Genomic DNA, 23,634 nt, shown 5'->3' on the forward strand with positions numbered 1-23,634 from the left:
CACGCCGGGATAGCCGATCAGGCCGGGGCCATGCCCTCGGCAATGGCCTTGGTGAACGCGGCCACAGCCTCAGCCTCATCCCCGTTCCAGACTGCGCCCGAAACCGCGATGAAGTCGGCGCCCTTGCGGACCAGATCCACGCAGTTTTCCGGCGTGATGCCGCCGATGGCGACGCACGGAATCTCGAAGATGACTTGCCACCATTCGAGCAGGTCCGTGCCCGCGACGTGCTTGGTTTCCTTCGTGGTCGTCGGGAAATAAGCTCCGAAGGCAACGTAATCCGCGCCTGCATCGCCCGCTTCCATGGCGAGGTGACGGCTGTCGTGGCAGGTCACCCCGATCTGCGCATCCGTGCCCAGGGCCTTGCGCGCTTCCTCGACGGTGTCGTCGTCCTGCCCCAGATGCACGCCATCGGCCTTGAGGCGCTTGGCGAGGCTGATCGAATCGTTGACGATAAAAGCCACGCCCCGCGCGGCACAGATCGCCTGCAAAGGCTCAGCCAGACGCACCGCCTCATGCTGGTCGATATCCTTCACGCGAAACTGGAAAGCCGCGACCTCTCCAGCGTCGAGCGCACGCTCCAGGCGCTGGGGGAAGTCGCCTCCCACCTCCAGCGGCGAAATCAGGTAAAGCTGCGTAGGTTCGCGTTCGATATCGGTGTCGTCGGTCATGACCTGTCCCTTAGGAAAATCCGCTCTCCAAGGGAAGCGCCTCGCGACATGGGCCAAACCGAAACGAAACGGGGCGCCTTCCCAGAGGAAAGCGCCCCGCCTATTCCGTCATGGCGCGGCCAGCACGCCGCGGCGGAGATCAGGCTGCGGCAGCCGCCGCGACCTTCTGGGTCGAGCCCTTGTAGATCGCATCGATCGCCTCGCCGAGCGCGGCGTCGAATTCGTCGTCGCTCATCTGCGCGCGCAGTTCGGACAGAAGCGCGCGGCTGAAACTGGCGATGATGCCCTTGTTCCTGGCCAGTTCAACACAGGCCTCGTCGCGCGAGAAACCGCCCGAAAGCGCCACCACGCGCAGAACCTTGGGGTGATCGACGAGCGCGTCGAACGTGCCCGGCACGACCGGCAGCGAGAGCTTGAGCATGACCTTCTGCCCCTCGGGCAGCGCGTCGAGGTTCTTGAGAATTTCCGTGCAGAGGATCGTATCGCAATCCGCGCGCGTCTCGCTCTTGATGTTCACCTCGGGCTCGATGATGGGCATCATGCCGTGCGAGATGACCTGCGCGCCGATTTCGAACTGCTGCTTGACCACGGCGGCGATACCTTCGGCGTTGGCCGAGTGGATCACCGAACGCTCCTTGGTGCCGAAGACGCCGAGCGCGCTGGAACGCTCGAGCAGCGCATCGAGCGTGGGCATTGGCTTCATCAGCTGCACGCCGTTGGCCTCGTCCTCAAGACCCTTGTCGATCTTGATGAAGGGCACGATGCCCTTGGCGATCAGCGCGGCCGGAGTCGGCACGCCGCCCACGGTGCCGTCCATCGTGCGCTCGAACAGGATCGCACCGATGACCTTCTCGCCCGTGAAGACCGGCGAGGAGATGATGCGGCTGCGCATCTCGTGGATGAGGCCGAACATCTCTTCTTCCGAGGCCCAGGCATCGTCCTCGATGCCATAGCCCTTGAGCGCCTTGGGGGTCGACCCGCCGCTCTGGTCCAGCGCGGCGATAAAACCGTCACCGTCGGCCATTTTGGCCGTCATTTCCGAAACCTGCATAAAACTCCTCCTCAAGTCATGCGTCGTGTGGATGGCAGGCTAGAGCCCGCCTGAGAAATTCGCAACTGCGGCAAAGGTGCAACCATGTATCGCGAGGATACAATACCTCCGCACCGGGGTGGGTGGGGGCCAGGTTACGGCGAATAGCCAATATGCCGAGAGCCGAGCGACCGGATCACGCCTCCTCGTGGATCCGGCTTCCTTGCCCTCCACCCTCGCTGCAGCGCAGAATGATGGGCCGCGATGTTCCTCGCGGCCCGGACCTGTCAGGCCGAGAGCGCCGCGACGCCAGGCAGTTCCTTGCCTTCCATCCATTCCAGGAAAGCACCGCCCGCGGTCGAGATGTACGAGAAGTCCTCAGCCACTCCAGCGTGGTTCAGAGCCGAGACCGTGTCTCCGCCGCCCGCGACCGACGTCAGCGTGCCCTCGATGGTGAGCGCAGCGGCCGTGCGGGCCAGCGAGACGGTCGCGGCATCGAAGGGCTCCATCTCGAAGGCGCCAAGCGGGCCGTTCCAGACCAGCGTGCGGCAGGTCTTGAGCGCGTCGGCCAGAGCCTCGACCGCGAGCGGCCCGGCATCGAGGATCATCTCGTCAGAGGCGACTTCGTGCACGTTGCAGGTGCGCAGCGATTCCGGGTTGGCCGCGAATTCCTTGGAGACCACCACCTCGTAGGGCAGATGCACGGTGCACCCGCTCGCCTCGGCGTTGGCGAGGATGTCCGTGGCGGTGTCCAGTAGATCGTGCTCACACAGCGACTTGCCCACGTCCACGCCCTTCGCGGCAAGGAAGGTGTTGGCCATGCCGCCACCGATCATCAGGTGATCGACCTGTGTGACAAGGTGCTTGAGCACGTCGAGCTTGGACGAGACCTTCGCGCCGCCCACGACCGCCGCCACCGGCTTCTCCGGCGCGCCCAGCGCCTTGTCGAGCGCTTCGAGTTCGGCCTGCATCGAACGGCCCGCATATGCGGGAAGCACGTGGGCGAGACCTTCGGTGGTGGCGTGCGCACGGTGCGCGGCCGAGAAGGCGTCGTTCACGTAGAAATCGGCGTTGGCCGCAATTGCCTTGGCCAGTTCGGGATCGTTCTTTTCCTCGCCCTTCCAGAAGCGGGTGTTCTCGAGAATGGCGACATCGCCGCCCTTGAGGATACCCACCGTCTGCGCGACGACATCACCGGCGATCTCGGGCACGAACATCACTTCCTTGCCCAGCACCTTCTCGACCGCGCCCACGACCATCGAGAGCGACATCTGCGAGTGGCGCTCGCCCTTGGGGCGGCCGAAGTGTGCGAGCAACAGGACCTTCGCGCCCTTGGCGCAAAGGTCGTTGATGGTGGGCACCGCGGCGCGGATGCGGGTCGCGTCGGTCACGAGCCCGTCCTGCATCGGCAGGTTCAGGTCCACGCGCACCAGCGCAACCTTGCCAGCCACATCGCCAAGGTCATCCAGAGTCTTGAAAGCGCTCATCTAAGTATCCTCACCTCGTCACCGACGGAGACGGGTCCGTCGCGTATGACCCGGCCCAGCACGCCGCCACGCCAGTCCGGCGTCAGCGCGGCCATGAGCCCGGGCGCTATCTCGTCCATGCGGCTGCATGGATCGCATTCCAGGGTTGTCTCGATCCGGCAGGTCGGCCCGATCGCGAGCACGCGGCCCGCTTCGCGCGGGAGACGCAGGCCCGCCACGCACAGGTTCGCCCGGCGCGCGTACCAGGGCAGTTCCATGCCCGGCATGAGCCCGAGTTCGTCCATCGCCGCCTGCCAACTTTCGGCCTCGATCAGCGCCACCTGGCGGCGCGGAACCTTGCCCTCACGTGCAACGCCGCGGGAATCCCCCTGGATTCCCGCGGCGATTGTCACTTCGGCCTGCGGCACGGTCTCCATGGGCGCACGCGAACGCGTTCGCCGCGCAATGCCCTGGAGCGTGCCGTGAGCCGACATCTCGTTCAGAGGAACTTCGCCATCGCTCCTGCGGTGTCGAGCATGCGGTTCGAGAAGCCCCACTCGTTGTCGTACCACGACACGACGCGCACGAACTTGCCTTCCATGACCGCCGTTTCCAGGCTGTCGACGGTCGACGAGGCCGGGTAGTGGTTGAAGTCCGAGGAGACCAGCGGCTGGTCGGTGTAGGCGAGAACGCCCTTCATCGGACCTTCGGCAGCCGCCTTGAGCGCCGCGTTGATCTCTTCGACCGTCGTGTCCTTCTGGGGCACGAAGCACAGGTCGACGAGGCTAACATTGGGGGTCGGGACACGCACCGACGAACCGTCGAGCTTGCCCTTGAGTTCCGGCAGCACGAGACCGACCGCACGGGCAGCGCCGGTGGTGGTCGGGATCATGTTGGCGGCCCCTGCACGGGCGCGACGCAGATCCTTGTGCATCTGGTCGAGCATGCGCTGGTCGTTGGTGTACGAGTGGATCGTGGTCATGAAGCCACGCTCGATACCGACGGTGTCGTTCAGCACCTTGGCAACGGGCGCCAGGCAGTTGGTGGTGCACGAGGCGTTCGACACGACGATGTGGTCGGCCGTCAGCGTCTCGTGGTTCACACCGAAGACGACGGTGTTGTCGACGCCCGTGGCCGGAGCCGAGATCAGAACGCGCTTGGCACCGGCGTCGAGGTGGGGCTGCGAGGCCTCCTTCGACTGGAAGATACCGGTGCACTCGAGCACGATGTCGATGCCCTGCGCGGCGTGCGGCAGGTCACCCGGGTTGCGCTCGGCGGTCACGGCGATTTCCTTGCCGTTGACGATGATCTTGCCTTCACCGGCCTCGACCGTACCCGGGAAGCGCCCGTGCGTGGTATCAAAGCCAAAGAGGAGAGCGTTCGACTTGGTGTCGGCCAGGTCGTTGATCGAGACCAGTTCCAGACCGCAGTCGGGACGTTCGAGAATAGCGCGGGCCACAAGACGCCCGATACGTCCGAAACCGTTGATCGCAACCTTGGTCGCCATATTCAAATCTCCTCCTTAGACGCTAAGCTTTTCGAGGACCTTGGGAACGATCGAAGCGGCCGAGAAGCCGAAGCGAGCGAACAGGTCCTGGGCCGGGGCCGACGCGCCGAAACGGTCCAGACCGATATTGAGGCCGCCATTGCGGCTTGTCGCGGTGTAGCGCTCCCAACCCATCGTCGTGCCGGCCTCGATGGAGACCTTGAGGATCGAGGGATCGTGGGGCAGCACTTCGTGCTTGTAGGCCTCTTCCTGCGCGTCGAAGAGTTCCATGCACGGCATCGAGACGACGTCCGCGCCGATGCCCTGGGCCTGGAGTTCGTCACGCACGGTGCAGGCCAGCTCGACTTCCGAACCGCTGGCGATGAGGATGACCTTGCGGTCCCCTTCCGCCGCGCGCAGCGTGTAGGCGCCGCGCGCCGAGAGCATCTCGCCCGACGTGCGCAGCTGCGGCAGGTTCTGGCGGGTCAGCGCGAGGACCGAGGGCGTTTCCTGGGTCTGCAGCGCGATGTTCCAGCACTCCGCCGTCTCGATCACGTCGGCCGGGCGGAAGACGTTGAGGTTCGGGATCAGGCGCAGCGACATGACCTGTTCCACCGGCTGGTGGGTGGGACCATCTTCGCCAAGACCGATGCTGTCATGGGTCAGCACATAGATCGCGCGGACCTGCTGCAGCGCCGAAAGGCGGATCGCGTTGCGGCAGTAGTCCGAGAAGATCAGGAACGTGCCGCCGTAGGGGATCACGCCGCCGTGCAGCGCCATGCCGTTCATCGCCGCGGCCATGCCGAATTCGCGGATGCCGTAATAGACGTAGCGACCGGCGTAGTTCTCGGCCGTGAACGGCTCCTGGCACTTGGCCTTGGTGTTGTTCGAGCCGGTAAGGTCGGCCGAACCGCCGATCATCTCGGGCAGCGCCGGAGCGAGCACGTTGAGGCAGTTTTCCGAAGCCTTGCGGGTGGCGACATTGGCATCGCCCTCCAGCCAGCCCGCGAAGGTCCTGGCGACTTCCTCGGTGTCCGGTAGTTCGCCGGCCATGCGGCGGCTGAACTCGGCCGCCTCGGGGTTCGCGACCTTGCGCGCTTCCCAGGCTTCGCGCGCCTCGGCACCCTTGGCACCGAGCGAACGCCAGTCGGCAAGGATGTCCTCGGGGATCACGAAGGGTTCCGCGCTCCAGCCCAGGACTTCGCGCGCTGCCGCGATCTCGTCCGCCCCGAGCGGCGAGCCGTGGACGCCCGAGCCGCCCTGCTTGTTGGGCGCGCCCTTGCCGATGACGGTCTTGCAGGCGACCAGCGAAGGCTTGTCCGAAGCCGCGGCCTCGGCCAGCGCACGCTCGATGTCGGCGAAGTCGTGGCCGTCGCACGCGAAGACGTCCCAACCCGAAGCGCGGTAGCGCGCGGGGATGTCTTCCGAGGTCGACAGGCCGGTCTTGCCGTCGATGGTGATGTCGTTGTCGTCCCACAGGACCTTGAGCTTGCCCAGGCCCAGCGTGCCGGCGAGGCCGATCGCCTCGTGGTTGATGCCTTCCATGAGGCAGCCGTCGCCCGCGATGACCCAGGTGTTGTGGTCAACGAGGTCATCGCCGAAGGTTGCGTTAAGCTGACGCTCGGCCATCGCCATGCCGACCGCCATCGCCAGGCCCTGGCCGAGCGGACCGGTCGTGCACTCCACGCCTTCGAGCAGGAAGTTCTCGGGGTGGCCCGCGCAAGGGCTGCCCATCTGGCGGAAGTTGCGGATGTCCTCGATCGTCGGGCTCTCGTACCCGGTGAGGTACAGCAACGAATACATCAGCATCGAGCCGTGGCCCGCCGACAGCACGAAGCGGTCGCGATCGGCCCACTGCGGGTTCTTCGGATCGAACTTGAGGTGCTTGGCGTAGAGAACGGTGGCAACGTCGGCCATGCCCATCGGCATGCCGGGGTGGCCAGAGTTCGCCGCCTGGACCGCGTCCATGGAAAGCGCGCGAATGGCATTGGCCATCGGCGCGAGGCGGGCGGGGGCAAGGGTCATCAGACTGGCTCCGGAAAACGGATTATTACACTATGATTCGGACTTGCCGACCCCCTTTAGGGCAGGCCGCACCGTCGTCAAGTTCAGCACCCCGGAAATGCGCCGTCCAGCCCAATCCTGGACATGCGCACAATTGCCCTGCGATACAGGCTGGCTTGTGAACAAACGCGCCGAGACGATTGCGTTCTGCGACAAGTGCGATAGCGAGACACCATGGAAGAGACAGAAACTGTCCTGCCCGCGCCGTCCGCCGAGACGGGCGAGGCCCCCGACGCCTCCCCCCTTGCCCGGATCGAAGCCGCCCTTGCCCGCATCGAGAGCGCCTGTGCGCACCGCCTGCGCGCGGAGGACGCTCTCCTCCAGCGCCACGGCGCGCTTCGCGCCCGCGTCGAGGAGACGCTGGGTGAGCTCGATACGCTGATCGAAGGAAGCGCACCATGAACAACGTCGAACTGGTCATCGGCGGACGCGACTTCCTCGTCGGCTGTGGCCCGGGGGAGGAAGAGCATGTCCGCGCGCTCGGCAAGGTCATCGCCGACAAGGTCGATGCCGCCAATGCGCGCGGGCTATCGGAAGCGCGGATGCTTCTGTTCGCCGCCCTCCTTCTCGCAGACGAGAACGACGAATTGAAGCGCAGCGCAGGCACCGCGACACCCGCTCCCGCGGACACCGAGCCCCCTGCCCCGGATCCGGAAGAGACAGCGCGCCTCACGCGGATTGCCGAAAAGATGGAAAAACTTGCCGACCTGCTCGAGACGCCACTTGAGGATGCGGCAAAGGATCTCTAATTAGGCGCGCGACGGGATCTGCCCGGCACGAGCCGTTCGAACATCCCTGAGGCTATAAGCAATCCTAGGGGGCTGTCCCTGCCCGGACCGTGGTCCGACGTACATGGCCCCCACCTGACGTTGAGGCGTCAGAGGAGTTCTAGGAAAACGACCCATGGTGGACCCGTCACCGTTTTCAACGATTTAGGCAGATCATTCCAACATTTCGAATGTTGGAATTCCAACATTCAGTTCCACACCGACAATCTCATTGCTACTTCGGCCACGCTTGGACCGTTGCACGATGGCGTGCCGCGCAGTCGCCATAGGCCGCAATCAAACCATTTTCCCACACGCCCCGCTCAGGGTCTATCAACGGCGCTGGTGGCGGCTGCAGGGCTTGGCACGGTTGCCGCAGATTGGCCTGCAGCCCGGGCGTTCGCCTCACGGACGGCGTCCCCGAGCACGCTTCGAGCAACATCAGGAACGGCACAGTCCACAGAAACCGGACGATCCTTGTAGATTTCACGGATCGTACTTTCTCGCACCGTTGATCGAACATCTGCATCGGCTCGCTCCTTTTCATAGGTTGCAGCGGCCACATCGATTCGGTCGGTCTGCTTTTTGACTTGCGCTGCCGCATCCTCGATGCTCGCCAGAACTTCCGCATCGCGCTTCCAATCGCGAACGGTCCACCCAGCACCGAATGTTACAACCGTGATAGTTCCAGCCATGACAAGCCTCACCCAGGTCGGGATCAGAATGCTCACGGCCTGGGCCCTTCATGTTTCTGGCGAAAGTGGATCCAGCCCGCGGCACCGGCGAAGATAGCCGCGCAACCCGTACCGGTCTGGACAGGATCGAATTCGCCCTTGGTGGCCAGCAGCCAGAAGACGCCTCCCCAGAAGGCTACCACCGACAGCAGTGACGAAAGCCGCGATATGTCGAGTGATGCGTTGTCCCTGGTGTACAGCAGGTCCTTGAGCAGCTTCACCGCACGTACTCGCCAAAGACCCACTGCCCCGGCGCGATCGAGATCCACTCGCGCCGGCGCTCCAAGATCGGTACACTCTGCCCGCGCGAGAGCCCGGAGACGACCGGATATGTCGTGCCTGGTCCACTGCGCACGTTGAGGCTCGAGGCTGTTACCGTGCCACGCTCCGGCGCTGCATTGCCGCGAACCTGGCCCAGAACGGCCTTCCGAAAGGCAGTCATGTCGAAAGCCGGGCCAGGGTCAAGCTTGCGCGCCGGGGCGATATCGTCGTGCCCCACGATCTCGTCGATGGGATGATAGGCCGCGATGGCGCGGGCCACCGCCTCGGCCGCGACGATCTGCGCTGGCGGATAGACCTCCCACTTGCGTACCCGGCCGCCGTTCTTGTGCGCAGCTTCGATGTAGTCGACCGCCTTGCCCGCAGCCGTGGTGCCGTCGTCACGCAGCGGCCCCCAGTTCGCCAGCTCAATCCCGATTGAGTAGCTGTTGAGATTGGTGAGCTCACCCCACTGCGACTTCCCCGCATGCCATGCGCGCCGGTCAACGCTCACGCACTGGATCACCGTTCCTTCCCGGCATATCACGAAGTGCGCCGAGGCCCCTGCGTTCGGATTGGCCAACCATGCCGCAGAGCCGTATCCCGAGCCGCCCGCGGTGTAGTGCATCACCAACTTGGTCGGATTGACGCGGTAGGCGCCCGAATGGTTCGGGCTCGGCACCTGACGCCCCAACGCGCCTTCCTTGTAAAGCATCCCCTTGCTGATCGAATAAGTCATTTTGACTCCTTCATGTGCTCCATCCTTTCGGCGGAAACGATAAGCTGCGCATGTTCGCGTGAGGCGGCCTGCCCCTGCAGGATTGCCTGGAGCTTCAGGACTTCGGCTTCACTGCTTGCGTGCTTCTTTTGGCAATCTGCCAAGTCCTGCTCAACTTTGCCCAGGCGGTTTGAAATCCCGTTCGACCGTTCGGTAAGCTGGTCGATTTGCGACTTCAGCTGCTCGACCACGAACCGCATGTCGGCGTCCAACCTATCCGCACGCTTATCCATTCTCCCGCCGGCAAATTCGATCAGCCACCGCATACCCCAAACCGCGGCGCCGATCCCGCCGCCCGTGCTCAATCCGGCGACCCCCCATTGAGCGAGATTGGTAGGTTCAACACCAAAGATCATGAACCGCTTCTCCTGCATGGCGCGTTCACGCGGCACCGATTGCGGCAAGTGCCGCCTGTCCGTGGTACGCGCGATAAATCTTACGCGTCTCCAGCGCATGTCCCTGCGGGCGAAAATACCCGTTCCCGGCCATGCCCGTGAGGGAGTAGAGCTTTCGCAGGCCATCAGCACGGCGGACGTACAAGCCATATTCGCCCAGTTGCGCAGCCGGATCCAACGCCGCCAGGCTCGAGAGAACCTCATCCCGATTGAGCCAGTGACCAACAACAGCGTACTCGTCGTTGCAGAAAACACTCGTGGGACTGGACGGGGCGATAGGGATTCCTACACCATCAGGAACCCCGCTTGCGATTTTGCCGTAACCATCCACCAGCATGGTCTGAAATGCACCGCCGACGTCGCGCGACAATTCATAGTCACCAAATGCCGTACCCGGGTCCGAAGTGGGGCCCATCATCATCATGGCGTTGTTTCGGTAGTCGAAGATACCCTCTGCCGCGAGCACGGTATCAACCACCCCACAGTAATAGCCGGCCGCCGTGAAGATCATGCTCCAATCCAGGCGGCCGACAGGGTTCGCCTTGATGTATGCGTCCCGTTCGGCCGCGTCGGCGGGCAGATCAACGCCGGGCAGAACGGCGGCATAGAAGATACTGAACGCCACTTCCACGCGCTCCTGCGCCGTCCACTGGAATGGCGCAGTCGCCCCCGCATAGTCGACCTCATCCCCGTCGACCTTCACCACCAGGTCTACCGGATTGCTATCGTACTCATGCGCCCCGGTGACGTAGTAGTGATCGGGCTGAAGTGCGAATTCAGCCTCGGACACGCTGGCTGCGCGCACCTGCTTGGCGAATTCGATATTGCCGCCACCTCCAAACAGGATCGAGTTTCCGGCAGACGCGTACCCGGAATAGGTCGTCGACATCCCGCGATAATAGAAGCCATCGACATCCACATCTCCCGGCGTCTGTGCGTCATACCCGGAAGCCCCGAAATCATAGATACGGTGGTCGTTGCCATTCGTGGTCTTGCCGACCTTTACACGCAGATAGTAGTCGCCGCGCGCAAGGCCGCTAGCGACGATCGCACTTCCCAGGGCTGCAGGACCCGAGCAATCCCGGCTCGAACTCGCATAGTCGGAAATCTCGATGCCGGCAGAATCGTACACCTTGAAGAGGGCGACCCCGGCGGACGGATCTTGTACGAAGTTCCAGATGATCTCCGTGACGTCCGAAAAGGCATAAACAACCGCAACGCCGGCGAAGGTCATCTTCTGGCTGGTTACACCACCCAGTATCTGATCGGTGGAAATGCCATGGCGCCCCACCGCATCGAAAGCGATATCGTCATAGAGCCGCAAGCCCCCGTCGTAGGTCCGACCACCTGCCGGGTTCGACGCATCGACCTCGATCTCAACCGTATAGGTGCTGGTGCTGTTCAGGCCGGATGCCACGGGCACATAGATCGGGCCGGTATTGAAGATGTAGTTGCGGACCAGATGATCGCTCGGGAGGTCATAGAGAGCCTCCGCAATCTCGACTCCTGCTTCCTTCACGGTGACCCGGGACACTCCGGAATTGGACCCTTGATGATATGCCCTCCAGACAATGCGCTCTGCCCCCGAAACTGTGTAGGTCGCCTTGTCCCCGGACACGCTGGAATATCGGACATCGACCATGCCATTCACGGTCGAGGAAGCTGTCCAGGTCCCGGCATGGCTATCCGCGTCGCCGGTCGCCTTCGTAGCAATCGGCGCCTGCCCCTCCGAAATGGGCTCCGCCCCCCAATTGGATGCCGCGACCACATCGACCTTTTCATCCAGGAGATCCACGCGGCTCATCCACAACAGCCCCGGCGCACCAGTCGTGGTTCCACCCACATTGCGCCGGTTGAAGTACCAGCGGCTACGCTGCAGCCCATCGGGGGTCATCGCATTGGTCGCGGCCCATTCGTCGTAGTCATCACGCAGCTTGTGGAACGTGATCTCAGGCGGCAACGAATTCGCTGGCACCACTCCATCCAGCAGGGACTTGAACCCGCTCAAGATCGGGCGCTGGCGTCGAACGATTTCCAACTGCTCCAGGGTCGATCGAAGTTCCACCTCCTGACGGATCACCGGATCGGCCACGGGGCCAAGGTGGCGGTATCCATCGGGCACGGCCGTACTGTCGGTGATGATGGCCCGCAGATAACGCTGCGTGTTCAACTCTCCAGTCAACACACCCACAGAACTGCGCAACTTCACCGCGGGGTCAATGGTTGTCCAGGTGTCCCCATCGTTGGGCTGAGCCGCCAGACCTTCCGCAATCGTGTCATAGAATTTTCCGACTGCCGCAGCCGATGCGGCACTGCCCTGGGCCTCCAGCGCCGCATCCGCTGCGGCGGCAGCGGCGGCCGCCGCAGGTGCAGCAAAATCGTCGGGACTGATGAAGCTGTTGTCGCCGTTCTCGTCGAAGAACCACCCTTTTCCTGCGCGATCCTGCGCGTTGGGGAGGGGAACGCCGGGCTCCCCTTCTCCGGCCAGGATGCCGCGAAAGAAGATGTCGTCAACCAACATCCGCGTATCTTGCGCGATGAGCGTAAGTCGATCGAGAGCCAGTTCATGGCTCTCAGCCTCAAAGCGGCCGCCGTCTACATAATCCGTCTGCTGCCTGATCGGAGTGGCGCGCCGGATGCGAAGTGTCTGCCCCGCCACGCTCGAGGCCAGCGTGATCGTTCCACCATCAGCGCTGTTACCATCACTTGCCGTCCACTGTGTCTCGAAGTTCAGAACGGTTTTCACACCGTCCTCGATCCGCGCCACTTCCAGATCGACAGGATCCAGATAACGGAACTGGCTGGGAAAGCTCAGCGTCACGCCATCTTCAATGTACTGCGCCTCGGGAACCTTGACTGCCGCCGTCATCGGCCATCTCCTGCGATGTTGGAAAATTCAGGCGCGCGCTCGGGCAGCGCATCGCCCGGGGCCCACCAGTAATCGGTGCCCTGCTCATCGGCCCACTGGTCCATTCGCCGCCAGGCCTGGCGATAGTTGGGATCGATCTCTTCCTGGATCTGATCCGCCACCGCCCGATCGAACGCAGTGCGCAGGTACCAGAGTGTTCCGCCCGGGATCTGTCCGCGTACGAACTTGAGCGCATCTCGCTCACTACGAATATTGATCAACTTCGAAAAATCGCCGATCACCGGCCCTGAGATAGTTTCCGGCAAACTCCCTGCACGGCCATCGGCCGACTTCAGAAAATCACCGAAGATGCCAAATCCGCCCCCTTGAAGGAGCGCCTGCCCCCAGAAACCCGGATTTCGCTCAAGTTCACCCGTTCGGTCGTTCAGGAAGGGAATATCATATGCGTTGCGAGGGTCTCGGCCCTTGGCAATATCACCGAGCCAAATCGAGACCGCCCCCATCACCGTAGAACCGATCAGTAATCCTCCGGCATACTTGAGGCGCTGACTGCCAGCGCGAACCATCGCTCGGTGAGCATGCTGGACAATCACGGAGATACCGAACATCTTGAAAAGCGCTGCGCTCTTGATGATTTCGCCATGCAAGGTCCCGCGCGGCGCCACCGAATTGATCTTCGCACGCGTCGCCACATCCGGTGTCGGCACGGCAAAGTCCGCCTCACGCGCCGCCATTTCCATCAGCCGATCACCCAGCGCCTGGTCCGCCACGTTCTTCGGGAAGATCCACTCCACTCCGCGATCAATCTCCACGGGCGTCTTGCGGATCGCATCCCAGGCATCGCCATCGATACCGTACCGCTCCAACATGCCCGCAAATCCCTTGTCGAGGTCACTGAAGCGTTTGGTGCGGGCATCGGTGATTGCCCCCATCAACTGCATCCCGTGCGCCCAGCGCCCCGCCTGCGTCCATCTGGCAAGGCCAGAGACGCGCATCACCCCCTCGGCAAGACGGCGCGAGGTCTCGCCCGTCAGCTCCTCACCCAGGTAACGCCCCTGCGCCGCCGTGCGGCTGCTCCACTCGTCCGCGATGAGGCCAAGGCGTACAGCCAGCTTCTGGTCCTCGATCGAACCGGGCTTAAACAGCTTCAGGTAGTCACCCAGCATGTGGCTTACCGGCAATCCATTTATGGCCCGTGTCGTCGCCCCGAACGCGAGGTCGGTGACGGCCGAGAGCATTGCGCTGCCAAGCTTGGCCGAGGTTTGTATAGATCGATATGAGGAGAACCAGAGAGCCAGCTCCCGGTTTTCCGGCCGCTGGCTGGCACCGGTAATCTCATTGATCAGCCGATCCATCTGCTTGTGCGCAGCCTCGGCGCGATTCACCGCCTTGCTGTCGGGCGCCGCATCGGTCTGCGCGGACTTCTTGATCACGTCCTTCAGCCAGCCAAGTGTGGCGTTGGGATTGGGGCCCAGGATCTCCAGCATCGCGATATCGCGCGCCATGCCGTCGATGTGTCCCATCATCGCGTCAAACGCGGTCGCAGCGCCAAATTGCGACTGGTATTCCATCCAGTCATCCGCCCCCTTGAACACAAGAAAGCGGCTTTCCCCGCGCCGGTTCGCCAGGATGGATTGCCCTTGCACGCCCGGATCGCGATTGCTCCACCCGTCTGACCGGATCCGCTCGAACGTCTCGCGCAGCGCATCCTCGAATTCGGCATCATCCAGCGGCCGTCCGGTCTCCACGTCCAGGATCCGCGATCGGTCAAGCCGGTCCTTGATGGCCGCGCGCCAAGCGTCGTATCCTGCCTGCCGCACCAGGCGCGGATCGTGGTACTGGGGCAGCCCCCAGTCTTCCAGCTTGCCGATATCCCCACCGGCGGCGTTGAAGCGCTGGCGCAGCATCTCGGCCGTCTGACGCCAGGCGTCGGCCAACTCGCGGGCCGAAAGGCTGCCCGAAGATCCCGCCTGGAACAGCTCGCGCACGATCTCGGCCAACTCGGCCGGCTTGCGCACCTTGCCCAGCAAATTGGTCGAATGCCGCGCCAGGATCTCGTTCATCATCCCGTGCGCCCGGGCACGCACCGCCCGCATCCGCCCATCGACATTCGAATAACTCGCACGGTCGCTCGCCGCCAGAAAGGCTGGCCCTGCCCTCGGATCGATCGGGCCTTCCGCCCTGCCTCCGTCGAACCCGGCCATGTCGGCCAGGATGCGCGCACGCGATTGCACGGCCAGGCCGGCCAGATACTTCTTGCGGCTGAGCTGCGCCTTCAGCCCCGCAATCGTACGATCGCTCGCCAGCGAAGCGGCCGCCATCATCGGCATGTCCCGGCTCAGGCCCGCCAGATGCCGCGCATAAAGCCGGTCGGCCTCGGCCGCCTGCCCTTGCGGGATCCTGCCTTCCGCGATCAACCCCGCCACGCATACCGAAATACTCATGCCCCGCCTCCCATCGGCCCTGGCGTCAGGCAGCTCTCGATTGTTGCAATGGCTTCCTCGTCCGCCCGCAACTCCGCCTCGATGTCGGCCAGCGTGCGCTCACCCTTTCCGTCGCCCAGGTCGAAGCTCATCTGGTAGGCTTCGCCCCCCAGCGCCTCGCCGATCTCGCGATTGATCTGGTCGACCAGCTCCGGATCGACAGCCGCCAGCGCCGCCTCGGCCTCATCGATCGCCGCTCCACTCTCGCGCGCCATATCCTGCGCGGCCTGTATATCGTGCCAGGCCGTGTCCGCTGCACGGGCAACGCCCTCGCCACGCGGATCGTCAAACGCCGCGCCCGCCTCGCGATCGGTAACAACCGGCCCGGCCAGGCCTTCGGCCTCAAGCTCATCGCGCATGGCAGGACTGTCGATGTCCGTCCGCGAAGGCACAGCCGGATAGGCGGTATCGATATCACCCAGAAGGCCACCTTCGGTCACCTCGCGCCCTTCGCGCGTTGCTGCCTTCGTCAGCTTTTCGATAGCCCGGGTCTGCGCTGGCGTCGGCTGCGCCGCCCGCCGCAAGGCGATTTCCTTGCCATATGTCGTCAGGGCAGCAAACCCGGCCGCTTCCTCCGCGCTGGCCGCACGCCCGAAATCAACGTGCTCGAAACCTTCATTCAGCTGGAATATCCGCCCTTGCGGATCGATCAGGAAGCCACGCTGCACGCGCGAGGCATCCTTGGCCAGGTCCCCCACGCGCACCGGGCTGGTGTTCTCATCCAGGATCTGCCGGGTAACGGCCTTGTCCATCTGGTCGACCGGATCTATATTGCGATCCGCCCCGAGCGCAGGGGAGCGGTCCTGCGCGCCACCGCTGGCACCTCGGTAGTCCGCTTGCGGCGGGGCCTTTCCTCTAACCTGATAGGCAGAAAGCAACCAGTTCTGCGCCTCTCCATCGTAATCGAGGCGGATGACCGCCCGGTGGTCCAGGCTCTGCAGGATCACGCGATTTTCCGAACGGCTCTTCAGCCCCATGCTTTCCAGCAGCCGAGGGAGATCCTCGAGCACTTCCCCGTGTCTGGCCGCGATCTTGGCCAGTCCGGTGTCGGCATTGCCCCACTTCAGGTCGATCGAACCAACCTCGGGATGCCAAAGCACGCCCTGCACTTCGCCTTCCTGGGCATCCAACAGCCGGTCGCGCGCCTCTATCCAGCGCGCCTGCCGCAGTTCCCCAGCGTCGATGCCCAGTGCCTGCGCATCCAGTTCATCCTGGGCCCTGCGCCACTCCGCCTCACTGGCAAACAGCCCTCGATCAAGTTCGGGCATCTCGACCAGCGGGCGCTGCGCATCCAGCGCCTCGGGCCGGGCGATCACGCCATCCGGATCCATCATGCCCCCGGCATCGCCTGCCCGCACCTCGCCGGCGGCGCCGCCCATATGCCGCTCGGTGTAGTCAATCATCGCCTGGGCGGTCTTGCCCTTCAGGAACGGGTTCTGGTCCTCGACCGCCTGGCCCAGCAGCGTCGCAACGCGCACTCCCGGATTGGTCAGAACTTTGCGGGCACCCGCCTGCCCGGCGAAATGCACCAGGTACAGATTGGCCTGGGTCACCGGGAAACCATGGCCACGCAGATACGCGGCATCGTCCGCGACCTTGAAGCGCATCACCCGGTCCTGCACCTCGCCGTTCGTGCGCAGCGCCAGGATCTGCTCGCGCGACAGGCCCCGCCCACCGATCGCCCGCTTGTAATAGCTTACCCAGGTGTCCGGCATGAACTGGTAGCGCCCCACCGCCTTGCCGTTGAACGGGTTTACCGCCGCGTCATCGCCCCCGCTCTCCGGGCCGCGCACCTTGCGCATGTAGGTTTCGATCGCAGGCGCGCCCCCGCTTCCCATTTGCCCCGGCGCGCCCGCGCGCGCCGGTTCGGGCACGCGGCCCAGTTCGGCAATCGTCTCGTCGATTTTCCGCCCATGCGCCTCAAGCGCGTCGTGCCTGCGCACGAACGGGCTCGTCGCGTCCACCTCCGCATCGCGCAGCGTCACGTGGATCGCCGCCATCTGGTCCGGGGTCAGCTGCCGCCCGGTTCCGGAAAAACGCAAGGCCAGCGCAGCCTTCGCATCCCAAGGCACCTTCGCCCAGGCCTTGCGCGCGGCAACGGCGCCGCCCTCGCCAGCCCCTCGAAAAGCCATGCCGCCAAGGCCGCCCATCCCCACGAACCACGCAGCCTCTCGCCCGGTCAGCTCTCGCCCCTGACTGTCCCGCTCAAGGGCCAGCAAGGGCAATTCAGCCGTTTGGATTCCCGCCTGCACCAGCCCCTCGGTGATGATCCGCTGCGCGGCCGACTTGCCGAAGCCGCCCAAGGGCAGCGTCGCCAGGTTGATCGGATCGGTGAAGGCGCCAGCCATCCCTCCGGCCAGATTACCCAGGAACCCGTTGTGCTTCATGCGCTCGGCCCGATCGGCGTCCCCTTCGGCGAACGCCATTTTGCGCCTGGCATCGTAATCGGCTCGATCGCGCGCGAAGTCGCTCAGGGCGTCGGGCTGCGTCTTGCGCAGTTCGGCCAGGTCGGACCAGAAGGCCGCCTCATTGGCGATCGGCATTTCCCCCGGCGCGCCATAGGGGATTACCATGTACCGGTTGCTCGATCGCCCGTTCAGCTGCGCCAGCGCCGATGCCGCCGCCATGATCTCGGCGCTGCGCGTTTCACGGTTGCGCCCGGGCACATCCCAATAGGCCTGCTCGGCCGAGGCCTTGGTCCCCTCCCAGTTGAAATCGTACCAGGCGGGCGGCGGCCGCGTATCGGCCGCACCCTGCGGGTTCGCCCGATCGGGATCAAATTCAAGGGTATCAGCAACGCTCACGGCTTCACCGTCAGCACGAAAGGCTTGTTGCCGCTGGCCATGACCAGACGCTGCCCGACATAGAACTGGTACTTGCCGCCCCCGATCGCCACCGGCGCGGCATTGCGCAAGGTCGCGGGCGATCCATCGGGATTGACCGGCGTGGCCCCACCCGAAAGCGCCTTGGTCACCGCGCGCTCGAAACCACTCTTGGTCACCCCATCGGGCACAAGATACATATGGCCACCCCAGAAGCCGATCCCGCCCGTTTTAGCGGCACCCTCTCCGCGGGATCCCAATGCACTGTCCAGAGTGCGCAGCATCATCGCGCGCGTCATCTGGTCGCTCAACAGGCCATGCTTGGCCAAGGCATCGGCTGAAATTGCTTCGGCCACGTCGATGATCCCCTCGCGCTGCCCGGCCGGCAGCGTGCGCATCATCTGATGGAAGCCAGCTTTCAGGCCCGCGATCGCCTCGCCTTCCTTGTCGTCCAGCGGCTTCAGGATCCCGGGATTGGCCTTGCGCAGATCGCGCCCGTCCAGCGCCTGACGCTGTAGTGCTGGATGAAGCGCCACGGCCGTCGACGCGAAATTGTCCCCAGGCAATACCTGCCGCACCGCCCGCATGGCGGTCCGACCCGAAAACCCCTCGCCAAGACTCGCCAGGACCTTTCGGTAGCCCTGATCGTTCGCGGTTGCCCGTTCTTGCAATGCGCTAACTTCAGCCCTGCTCAGCGGGCGCATACTACCGTAAGCCCCGGATGCCTTACGCATCCACGCTTCGCGCGCCTGCAACTCGGCCGGTGTCCAGTCCACGATCGCGGGGGGCGCATAACCATCGGGCGCTGTCGCGGCCGCGAAGCCCACGGGATCGGCATCGAACTGGCTGTCCAGCGAGCTCTTCTTATCGGTCAGCCATTTGAGCTCGGCCTGCTCGTCTTCGCTCCGCTCACCCGCCGGCTTGCCCTTCAGCGCCAGCAACCGCTGCTCACGCGTCAACGGCGAAGCGCTACCCCAAGTCCGGGCGAACACATTGTCGCGCGCCAGGCCCTGCAGCTCGGCAACGGTTGAGGTATCGTCCATCGCCTGTGCCGCCGCGATCGCGCCAGGCAGGTCGGCCGAAACATCGATCCCCTGACTGGCCTTTTCCTTGAGCGTCGCGATGCTCTCGCGCGCAGCCGCCTTCTGCAGGTTCGCCTCATGTGCCGCGGCGGCCTCAAGGCGCCGCATTTCCACTTGTGAACCGCTGCGCAGCTGATCGATCTGCGCAGCCGAGAGGAAACTGTCAAACACCCCCTTATCCAGCTGCGCCAAGGCGCTGGCCGGATCGGTATCGTTGAGATGGTTGACGAACGAGACGGTGTAAGCCTGCTCGCCCTCCCGGATAAAGGCCTGCTTTTGCGCAGGAGTTATGCCCTGGAGCCCCTCAACGTAACCGTGCCAGTCCTCGATCTCGCCCGTCCAGGTACTGAAATTATCGGCGTGCCGAACCCGGTTCGCGCCCAGATCCATGACCGCCTGCGCATCCAGCCTCGTCTTGGCCGCGCGCTGCCCGGCCGCGAACTCGCCTTCCTGCCCCACCAGGCGCACGCGGTAATCATCCAGCTGCTGTTCGGCCCGCATGCGCACGCTGGTTTCGGTGATGCCATCCAGCATTGCCGCGCGCGCGGCCTGGTCGGCCTCCTCCACCTGCGCCACATGCTCGCCATAGTCCGCCCGCGTGGGGTTCGTGCGCAGCTGCTGCACGAACCCATCCATGTTCTGGCGATGCAGGGCATAGGCATGCGCAAAGCTGCTCGCCTCCTGATCGGCCGTCTGCTGGCGTTCCAGCTGGTAGCGCCGCACCTCGCGCCGATGCGCTTCGTCGCCCGCTTGTCCCAGTTGCGCGCCAAACCCCGCACCAAAGCTCTGCGCGTCGGGCGCCGGCGCAACCGTCGCAGCCTGCGGCATGATGCGGCTTTCATATCCCGCCATCAGTACCCCCCTGTGGCCGTGGTGCCCCGCCGCACCGCCGCCCAGTCATCGCGCATGCCCGCAACCGCACTGCCCGCGCCGAACATCCCCTCAAGAAGCGACCACTGGCCCTGCGTCTGCGTCTGTCCACCCTGCGCACGCAGCGCCAGCGCCTTGCTCGAAGCTTCACGCCGCAGCGTCATCGCGTCGAGCTCGGCGTTGATCTGACTCTCCATCAGCGCATCCAGCGCCGATCCCGAACCGCCCTGCAGACCGTTGCCGAAATTGGCGGCAATCTGCCTGCCCATTGCCTTTCGCGCTTCGCGCCGCACGCGCAGTTCCTGCGCCGCTGCCGCACTTTCCACCTCGCGCGCCTGGGCATCCGCCTGACGCTTTGCCGCATTGCCGGCACGAAGCCCACCGATGCCCTGGATCAACCGGCCGGAAATTGCCATTTCAGGAGACTGCATCGCCGACCTCCCAGGGAAGCGGCGGAAGGATCCGCTCCATCATCATGTAGGTTTCATCGCCCGCGCCATAACGGCGCAGCACGTGCGCTGGCCGGAACCCCAGCATGGCGGCCCAGCGACATTCCGCCGTCGGGCTCAGCATCGCCAACGCCACCAGGTGCCCGCTGTCCAGCTGCGGCGATCGCGCCAGCAGGTGCTCCACGTCCACACAGCGCACGAAGGTCTCAATCCGGTTGAGCTGGCAGGCCGCCAGTTTCGCGCGCACGAAGCGGGTCAGGCGCAGATGATCCGCGCCAAGCCCGCTGCCCAGCATCGCCCACGCCACCCCGTGCTGCCCGGGGAACAGCTCGCTCACACCGAAACACGCGATGGGCACCGATCCACGATGCACACACCAGGCCTGCGGCATCGCTGCCAGCCCTTCCGCCTCCGCGGCCGAAATCGTTCCATCCGTACCCAGGAACAGCCGCTGCGAAGGCTGGCGCTCCAACTGAAGGAGATCCTGCGGAACAAGCCGGGAAAGGGTCACCGCCTCACGCATCGCGGCTGTCCATTTCCACGCGCATCACGGTCGCACTCACAATCGCTGGCAGGGGGTCTGCCGAAATCAACGTCAGGCGGCCGTCCCGCCCGAAGGCACCTTCCACATTTTCCCCAAAGTCACCCGATTGCAGCGCAGCGGCCGATCCCATCGGCGTATCTCCGGGTCTGCGGATCAGCGTCTCCAGCGGCCGGCCAAGCTCCCCCCCCTTCAGGCCGAACGCCTCAAGCACACGCGCCATGACCTTCTTGATCTGATATTTCAGGCCCAGGCTTGGCCCGGCATCCGATGTTACGTTCGGCCGCAGCATCGTCGCCGTCGCGGTATAGGGCAGCCCAATCACCAGCGTATACGGCGTGCTCGGAACTGCACTTTCCGGCAGCGTGAAGCTGCCATCATCCGCGACCAGAATGTTCCGGATCACAGCGCCGTTCGCCAGCGCAACGATCGTCTGACCGGCCAGGTGCACGGCGCCGGTAAACTCGGTCTGCCCGGCAGTCGCCTCAGCGCGGGTACCGCAGTCGACATAGAACCCCTCGGCCGCGTCGTCCCCCAGCTCGCGCCAGGGCATCTGGCGCCAGATTTCCTTGCGCGTCGATCCATCGCCACCCGTGCGCTCGACCAGCGCCCACAGCTCGTCGGTCTTTCCGTCTTCGCCCAAAACAGAAACGATCGATTTGGCCTGCCCGCCACCGCCCAACACCGTTCGCGAAAAGCCTTTCACTTCGCCGCGCGTGTCAGGATGCGTCACCAGCTGACCATCGCCCCGCAGGGCATAGGCCAGGCCATGCGGGATGCGCTGGTAGGCCATCTGAAGGATCCCGCCCTTGGTCACGCTGCGCGATGCTGCGGTCAGGTCACCCGGGACATAACGATCGGTCGCCAGATCGTATCCGGCCGCACGCAGCCGGCGTCCGCCGCGTTCCACGAAGATCGTGCTGATCCCGATCTGCAACGGCGTAACCTGTTCCGAACCATAGAAGCTCTGGACTTCGCTCTGGATATTCTCGCCGGTGATCGCTTCCTGCGTGTTGAGCTGACCCACCATCAGCTCGCGGCTTGCCGTTCCGATCAACAGCTTGCGGTCAGCCGTCGCCCACAGCACGGGATCTTCGGTCGCCAGGGTGCGCCGAAAGCCCAGGTCCGCCTGGGGGATGCCACTGCTATCCAACGTCTGGAAGTTGACCCGTCCCTCACCGAAGTCGCCCGCGACACTCGAATAGATATCGAAATCCTTGAGGTGGATCTGGCGGCTGTTCCAATGCAGCACAATCGAAGGATATCCGCGTCGGGGCGAAAATGCGCCAAAAGCCCAATAATCGCTTGGCACGCTGGTCAGGCTATCAGGCAAGCGCCGCTTTACCGTGCCGGTCACTTGCCCGGCGTTGGTAAAGCCCGTGATTTCAACGATGCCGTACCTGTCGTAGCGATATGCCCAACGTACACCGAACACCGCGCTGGATCCATCCGCCGCTTTTGCATGACGGCTTCCGTCCCATTCACTCCCGACATCGTGCGTCGGCGTGACCGTGCCTGTCGTCCCGGTGCTCTGGGCCGTATAGGCTTTTCCGTCCGACCGCAGGATTTCCCCCACCTCGATATCGCTGACGTTGGTTTCCCACGATTTGATGTCGCTGAAATCCTTCGCCTCGATCCGGAACAAGCCGCCGACGTCTCCGGCTTCAAAGATATCCTCGCTCGCATTGATCGTCACGACACCGCCCACGGTCAGCGTCCCGGCCACCGTGACAGTGATGTCCTCGTTCGTATTCTCATCCAGGAACGGACCGTTCCTCAGGATGCTCGTCTCGTGCGCGAACGTGGTGGCGTCACTGCGCACCAGCGATCCAGGCTCGTAGTCGGGATGATCGATGTACAGCCGGTCATAGCTTTGCTGCGTCCACAGGCTCGATGCCACCTCAGCCGGATAAGGCGTCACGATCTCGTAGGGATCGCCGGTTCCTTCTTCGATGATCTGCGCCCCGTTGGTGTAGAAGCGCGCCTTCTCCTCACCCCACTCGATCACGTATTCCTGTGTGATCGAAAACCGGAAGGCCCCCAGCCAGGTCGTCGTTTCATCGGCATCCCCGATGTACTCGAAGCCTGGACGCTTGATCAGCGGCCCCTCGTTGACCGGCACGAAATTCTCGCAAGTCTCCAGGCCATAGCGATAGCTTTCGGTGTCGACACGCGCCCCCAGCAGCGGGTCGAGCTCGCCGGCCAGGAACGCCAGCTGGACGATGCGATACCCCGTCATCAGCTCATTTCCCAACCGGGCCGCATGGAACCTTCACACCCGAACCGCGCCTCGATCCAGCTGCTCTCTTCCTGCTCGATCGGCGGGTTCTCGCGCACGTCGTGGCGCTTGGCCTTGCTCAGCGCGTCCCTGTAATTCTGAAAGGCGCTTTCCTCGCTGAACGCGGACCCGGCAATCCGCCGTCCACAGATCCAGGCAAGCCGCCAGGAGAAGGCATCGCCGAAGCTTTCATCCCAATCAGCCGCCTCGGTCACATCGATCGCATACCGCACGAAAAGCGGCCCCGCCTGGTTGGCGAGGACCGACTTGCCTTCCACCTGATAGGTACTGCCCACCCCAGGGCTCAGCACCTCGATCAGCCGCAGCGATGCGCCCGGCAGGGGATAGCGATAGGCCCAGGGATAGATCTCGCCCGGATCCACGTTTGCTTCGGCAGGCAGCCCGATGCGGCGCGAAGCGAAATTCCAATCGCCGTCCCGGATGGTCGAACGGCGCTGCAGCTGCCACACCTCGCGCAGAACACGCGCCACGTGCGCGTCGTCCTGCAAGCTCAGGATGCGGCTTTCCGATCCGATGTGCACCAGTGCGTTGTTGGCAATGACCGTCTCGATCGACACGGGACCAGGCTCC

20 protein-coding genes are annotated in these 23,634 nt (G+C 64.2%); 2 read left to right on the top strand and 18 right to left on the bottom strand.

Annotated features, from left to right (window positions below; translation table 11 throughout):
* Positions 1–17: 17 nt before the first annotated feature.
* From thiE to tkt, 6 genes are all read right to left on the bottom strand, one after another.
* Complete coding sequence (gene thiE, locus HT578_RS03685; protein WP_213502206.1) at positions 18–671, bottom strand: thiamine phosphate synthase; 654 nt, start codon at positions 669–671, stop codon at positions 18–20.
* A gap of 139 nt (positions 672–810) precedes the next feature.
* The gene (locus HT578_RS03690; protein ID WP_213502207.1) at positions 811–1,722 is read right to left on the bottom strand and encodes a fructose bisphosphate aldolase; all 912 of its coding nucleotides are present in this window, start codon (positions 1,720–1,722) and stop codon (positions 811–813) included.
* 266 nt (positions 1,723–1,988) lie between these two features.
* The gene (locus HT578_RS03695; protein WP_213502208.1) at positions 1,989–3,188 is read right to left on the bottom strand and encodes a phosphoglycerate kinase; all 1,200 of its coding nucleotides are present in this window, start codon (positions 3,186–3,188) and stop codon (positions 1,989–1,991) included.
* Positions 3,185–3,661, bottom strand: coding sequence for an MOSC domain-containing protein (locus HT578_RS03700; RefSeq protein ID WP_239026472.1), 477 nt, complete (start codon positions 3,659–3,661; stop codon positions 3,185–3,187). Before HT578_RS03700 ends, HT578_RS03695 begins: the two co-directional genes overlap by 4 nt.
* Before the next feature lie 5 nt (positions 3,662–3,666).
* The gene (gene gap, locus HT578_RS03705; protein WP_039392967.1) at positions 3,667–4,674 is read right to left on the bottom strand and encodes a type I glyceraldehyde-3-phosphate dehydrogenase; all 1,008 of its coding nucleotides are present in this window, start codon (positions 4,672–4,674) and stop codon (positions 3,667–3,669) included.
* Positions 4,675–4,689: 15 nt separating this feature from the next.
* Entirely contained in the window at positions 4,690–6,678 is a 1,989-nt protein-coding gene (tkt, locus tag HT578_RS03710) for a transketolase (protein ID WP_213502209.1), read from the bottom strand.
* Between the two features lie 213 nt (positions 6,679–6,891).
* Between tkt and HT578_RS03715 the strand changes: the two genes are divergently transcribed.
* Positions 6,892–7,119, top strand: a complete 228-nt coding sequence (locus tag HT578_RS03715; RefSeq protein WP_039392964.1) for a hypothetical protein — start codon at positions 6,892–6,894, stop codon at positions 7,117–7,119.
* Positions 7,116–7,466 carry a cell division protein ZapA gene (locus tag HT578_RS03720; RefSeq protein ID WP_213502210.1) on the top strand — a complete coding sequence of 117 codons (351 nt, stop codon included), beginning with the start codon at positions 7,116–7,118 and terminating at the stop codon, positions 7,464–7,466. The genes HT578_RS03715 and HT578_RS03720 overlap by 4 nt, the downstream gene beginning before the upstream one ends.
* Positions 7,467–7,807: 341 nt before the next feature.
* Here HT578_RS03720 and HT578_RS03725 read toward each other — a convergent pair whose 3' ends face one another.
* Genes HT578_RS03725 through HT578_RS03780 form a run of 12 tightly spaced genes read right to left on the bottom strand, consistent with a single transcriptional unit; the run spans position 7,808 to position 23,621 of the window.
* Complete coding sequence (locus tag HT578_RS03725) at positions 7,808–8,215, bottom strand: hypothetical protein (protein WP_239026473.1); 408 nt, start codon at positions 8,213–8,215, stop codon at positions 7,808–7,810.
* Entirely contained in the window at positions 8,212–8,439 is a 228-nt protein-coding gene (locus tag HT578_RS03730; RefSeq protein ID WP_213502211.1) for a hypothetical protein, read from the bottom strand. The genes HT578_RS03725 and HT578_RS03730 overlap by 4 nt, the downstream gene beginning before the upstream one ends.
* Entirely contained in the window at positions 8,436–9,215 is a 780-nt protein-coding gene (locus tag HT578_RS03735; RefSeq protein WP_213502212.1) for an N-acetylmuramoyl-L-alanine amidase, read from the bottom strand. Before HT578_RS03735 ends, HT578_RS03730 begins: the two co-directional genes overlap by 4 nt.
* A complete protein-coding gene (locus tag HT578_RS03740) occupies positions 9,212–9,658 on the bottom strand; it encodes a hypothetical protein (RefSeq protein WP_213502213.1) in 447 nt (148 codons plus the stop codon). Before HT578_RS03740 ends, HT578_RS03735 begins: the two co-directional genes overlap by 4 nt.
* A complete protein-coding gene (locus HT578_RS03745; protein ID WP_213502214.1) occupies positions 9,636–12,518 on the bottom strand; it encodes a hypothetical protein in 2,883 nt (960 codons plus the stop codon). Before HT578_RS03745 ends, HT578_RS03740 begins: the two co-directional genes overlap by 23 nt.
* A complete protein-coding gene (locus HT578_RS03750; protein ID WP_213502215.1) occupies positions 12,515–14,962 on the bottom strand; it encodes a hypothetical protein in 2,448 nt (815 codons plus the stop codon). The genes HT578_RS03745 and HT578_RS03750 overlap by 4 nt, the downstream gene beginning before the upstream one ends.
* Complete coding sequence (locus tag HT578_RS03755) at positions 14,959–17,805, bottom strand: lysozyme family protein (RefSeq protein ID WP_213502216.1); 2,847 nt, start codon at positions 17,803–17,805, stop codon at positions 14,959–14,961. Before HT578_RS03755 ends, HT578_RS03750 begins: the two co-directional genes overlap by 4 nt.
* Positions 17,802–19,757, bottom strand: coding sequence for a hypothetical protein (locus HT578_RS03760; protein WP_213502217.1), 1,956 nt, complete (start codon positions 19,755–19,757; stop codon positions 17,802–17,804). The genes HT578_RS03755 and HT578_RS03760 overlap by 4 nt, the downstream gene beginning before the upstream one ends.
* Entirely contained in the window at positions 19,757–20,206 is a 450-nt protein-coding gene (locus HT578_RS03765; protein ID WP_213502218.1) for a hypothetical protein, read from the bottom strand. The genes HT578_RS03760 and HT578_RS03765 overlap by 1 nt, the downstream gene beginning before the upstream one ends.
* The gene (locus HT578_RS03770; RefSeq protein ID WP_213502219.1) at positions 20,193–20,747 is read right to left on the bottom strand and encodes a hypothetical protein; all 555 of its coding nucleotides are present in this window, start codon (positions 20,745–20,747) and stop codon (positions 20,193–20,195) included. The genes HT578_RS03765 and HT578_RS03770 overlap by 14 nt, the downstream gene beginning before the upstream one ends.
* Positions 20,740–23,004, bottom strand: a complete 2,265-nt coding sequence (locus tag HT578_RS03775) for a phage tail protein (RefSeq protein ID WP_213502220.1) — start codon at positions 23,002–23,004, stop codon at positions 20,740–20,742. Before HT578_RS03775 ends, HT578_RS03770 begins: the two co-directional genes overlap by 8 nt.
* A complete protein-coding gene (locus tag HT578_RS03780; protein ID WP_213502221.1) occupies positions 23,004–23,621 on the bottom strand; it encodes a phage connector family protein in 618 nt (205 codons plus the stop codon). Before HT578_RS03780 ends, HT578_RS03775 begins: the two co-directional genes overlap by 1 nt.
* Positions 23,622–23,634: the final 13 nt, after the last annotated feature.

Origin of the sequence: Novosphingobium decolorationis (genome assembly GCF_018417475.1) — a bacterium.
GTDB lineage: Bacteria > Pseudomonadota > Alphaproteobacteria > Sphingomonadales > Sphingomonadaceae > Novosphingobium > Novosphingobium decolorationis.

What these genes read in the sequence shown, in the direction of transcription:
- HT578_RS03735 (WP_213502212.1), bottom strand. Translation starts at nt 9,215, where the DNA reads ATGACTTATTCGATCAGCAAGGGGATGCTTTACAAGGAAGGCGCGTTG.
- HT578_RS03715 (WP_039392964.1), top strand. Translation starts at nt 6,892, where the DNA reads ATGGAAGAGACAGAAACTGTCCTGCCCGCGCCGTCCGCCGAGACGGGC.
- HT578_RS03750 (WP_213502215.1), bottom strand. Translation starts at nt 14,962, where the DNA reads ATGAGTATTTCGGTATGCGTGGCGGGGTTGATCGCGGAAGGCAGGATC.
- HT578_RS03765 (WP_213502218.1), bottom strand. Translation starts at nt 20,206, where the DNA reads ATGCAGTCTCCTGAAATGGCAATTTCCGGCCGGTTGATCCAGGGCATC.
- HT578_RS03690 (WP_213502207.1), bottom strand. Translation starts at nt 1,722, where the DNA reads ATGCAGGTTTCGGAAATGACGGCCAAAATGGCCGACGGTGACGGTTTT.
- gap (WP_039392967.1), bottom strand. Translation starts at nt 4,674, where the DNA reads ATGGCGACCAAGGTTGCGATCAACGGTTTCGGACGTATCGGGCGTCTT.
- HT578_RS03720 (WP_213502210.1), top strand. Translation starts at nt 7,116, where the DNA reads ATGAACAACGTCGAACTGGTCATCGGCGGACGCGACTTCCTCGTCGGC.
- HT578_RS03700 (WP_239026472.1), bottom strand. Translation starts at nt 3,661, where the DNA reads ATGTCGGCTCACGGCACGCTCCAGGGCATTGCGCGGCGAACGCGTTCG.
- HT578_RS03760 (WP_213502217.1), bottom strand. Translation starts at nt 19,757, where the DNA reads ATGGCGGGATATGAAAGCCGCATCATGCCGCAGGCTGCGACGGTTGCG.
- thiE (WP_213502206.1), bottom strand. Translation starts at nt 671, where the DNA reads ATGACCGACGACACCGATATCGAACGCGAACCTACGCAGCTTTACCTG.
- HT578_RS03770 (WP_213502219.1), bottom strand. Translation starts at nt 20,747, where the DNA reads ATGCGTGAGGCGGTGACCCTTTCCCGGCTTGTTCCGCAGGATCTCCTT.
- HT578_RS03775 (WP_213502220.1), bottom strand. Translation starts at nt 23,004, where the DNA reads ATGACGGGGTATCGCATCGTCCAGCTGGCGTTCCTGGCCGGCGAGCTC.
- HT578_RS03695 (WP_213502208.1), bottom strand. Translation starts at nt 3,188, where the DNA reads ATGAGCGCTTTCAAGACTCTGGATGACCTTGGCGATGTGGCTGGCAAG.
- tkt (WP_213502209.1), bottom strand. Translation starts at nt 6,678, where the DNA reads ATGACCCTTGCCCCCGCCCGCCTCGCGCCGATGGCCAATGCCATTCGC.
- HT578_RS03745 (WP_213502214.1), bottom strand. Translation starts at nt 12,518, where the DNA reads ATGACGGCGGCAGTCAAGGTTCCCGAGGCGCAGTACATTGAAGATGGC.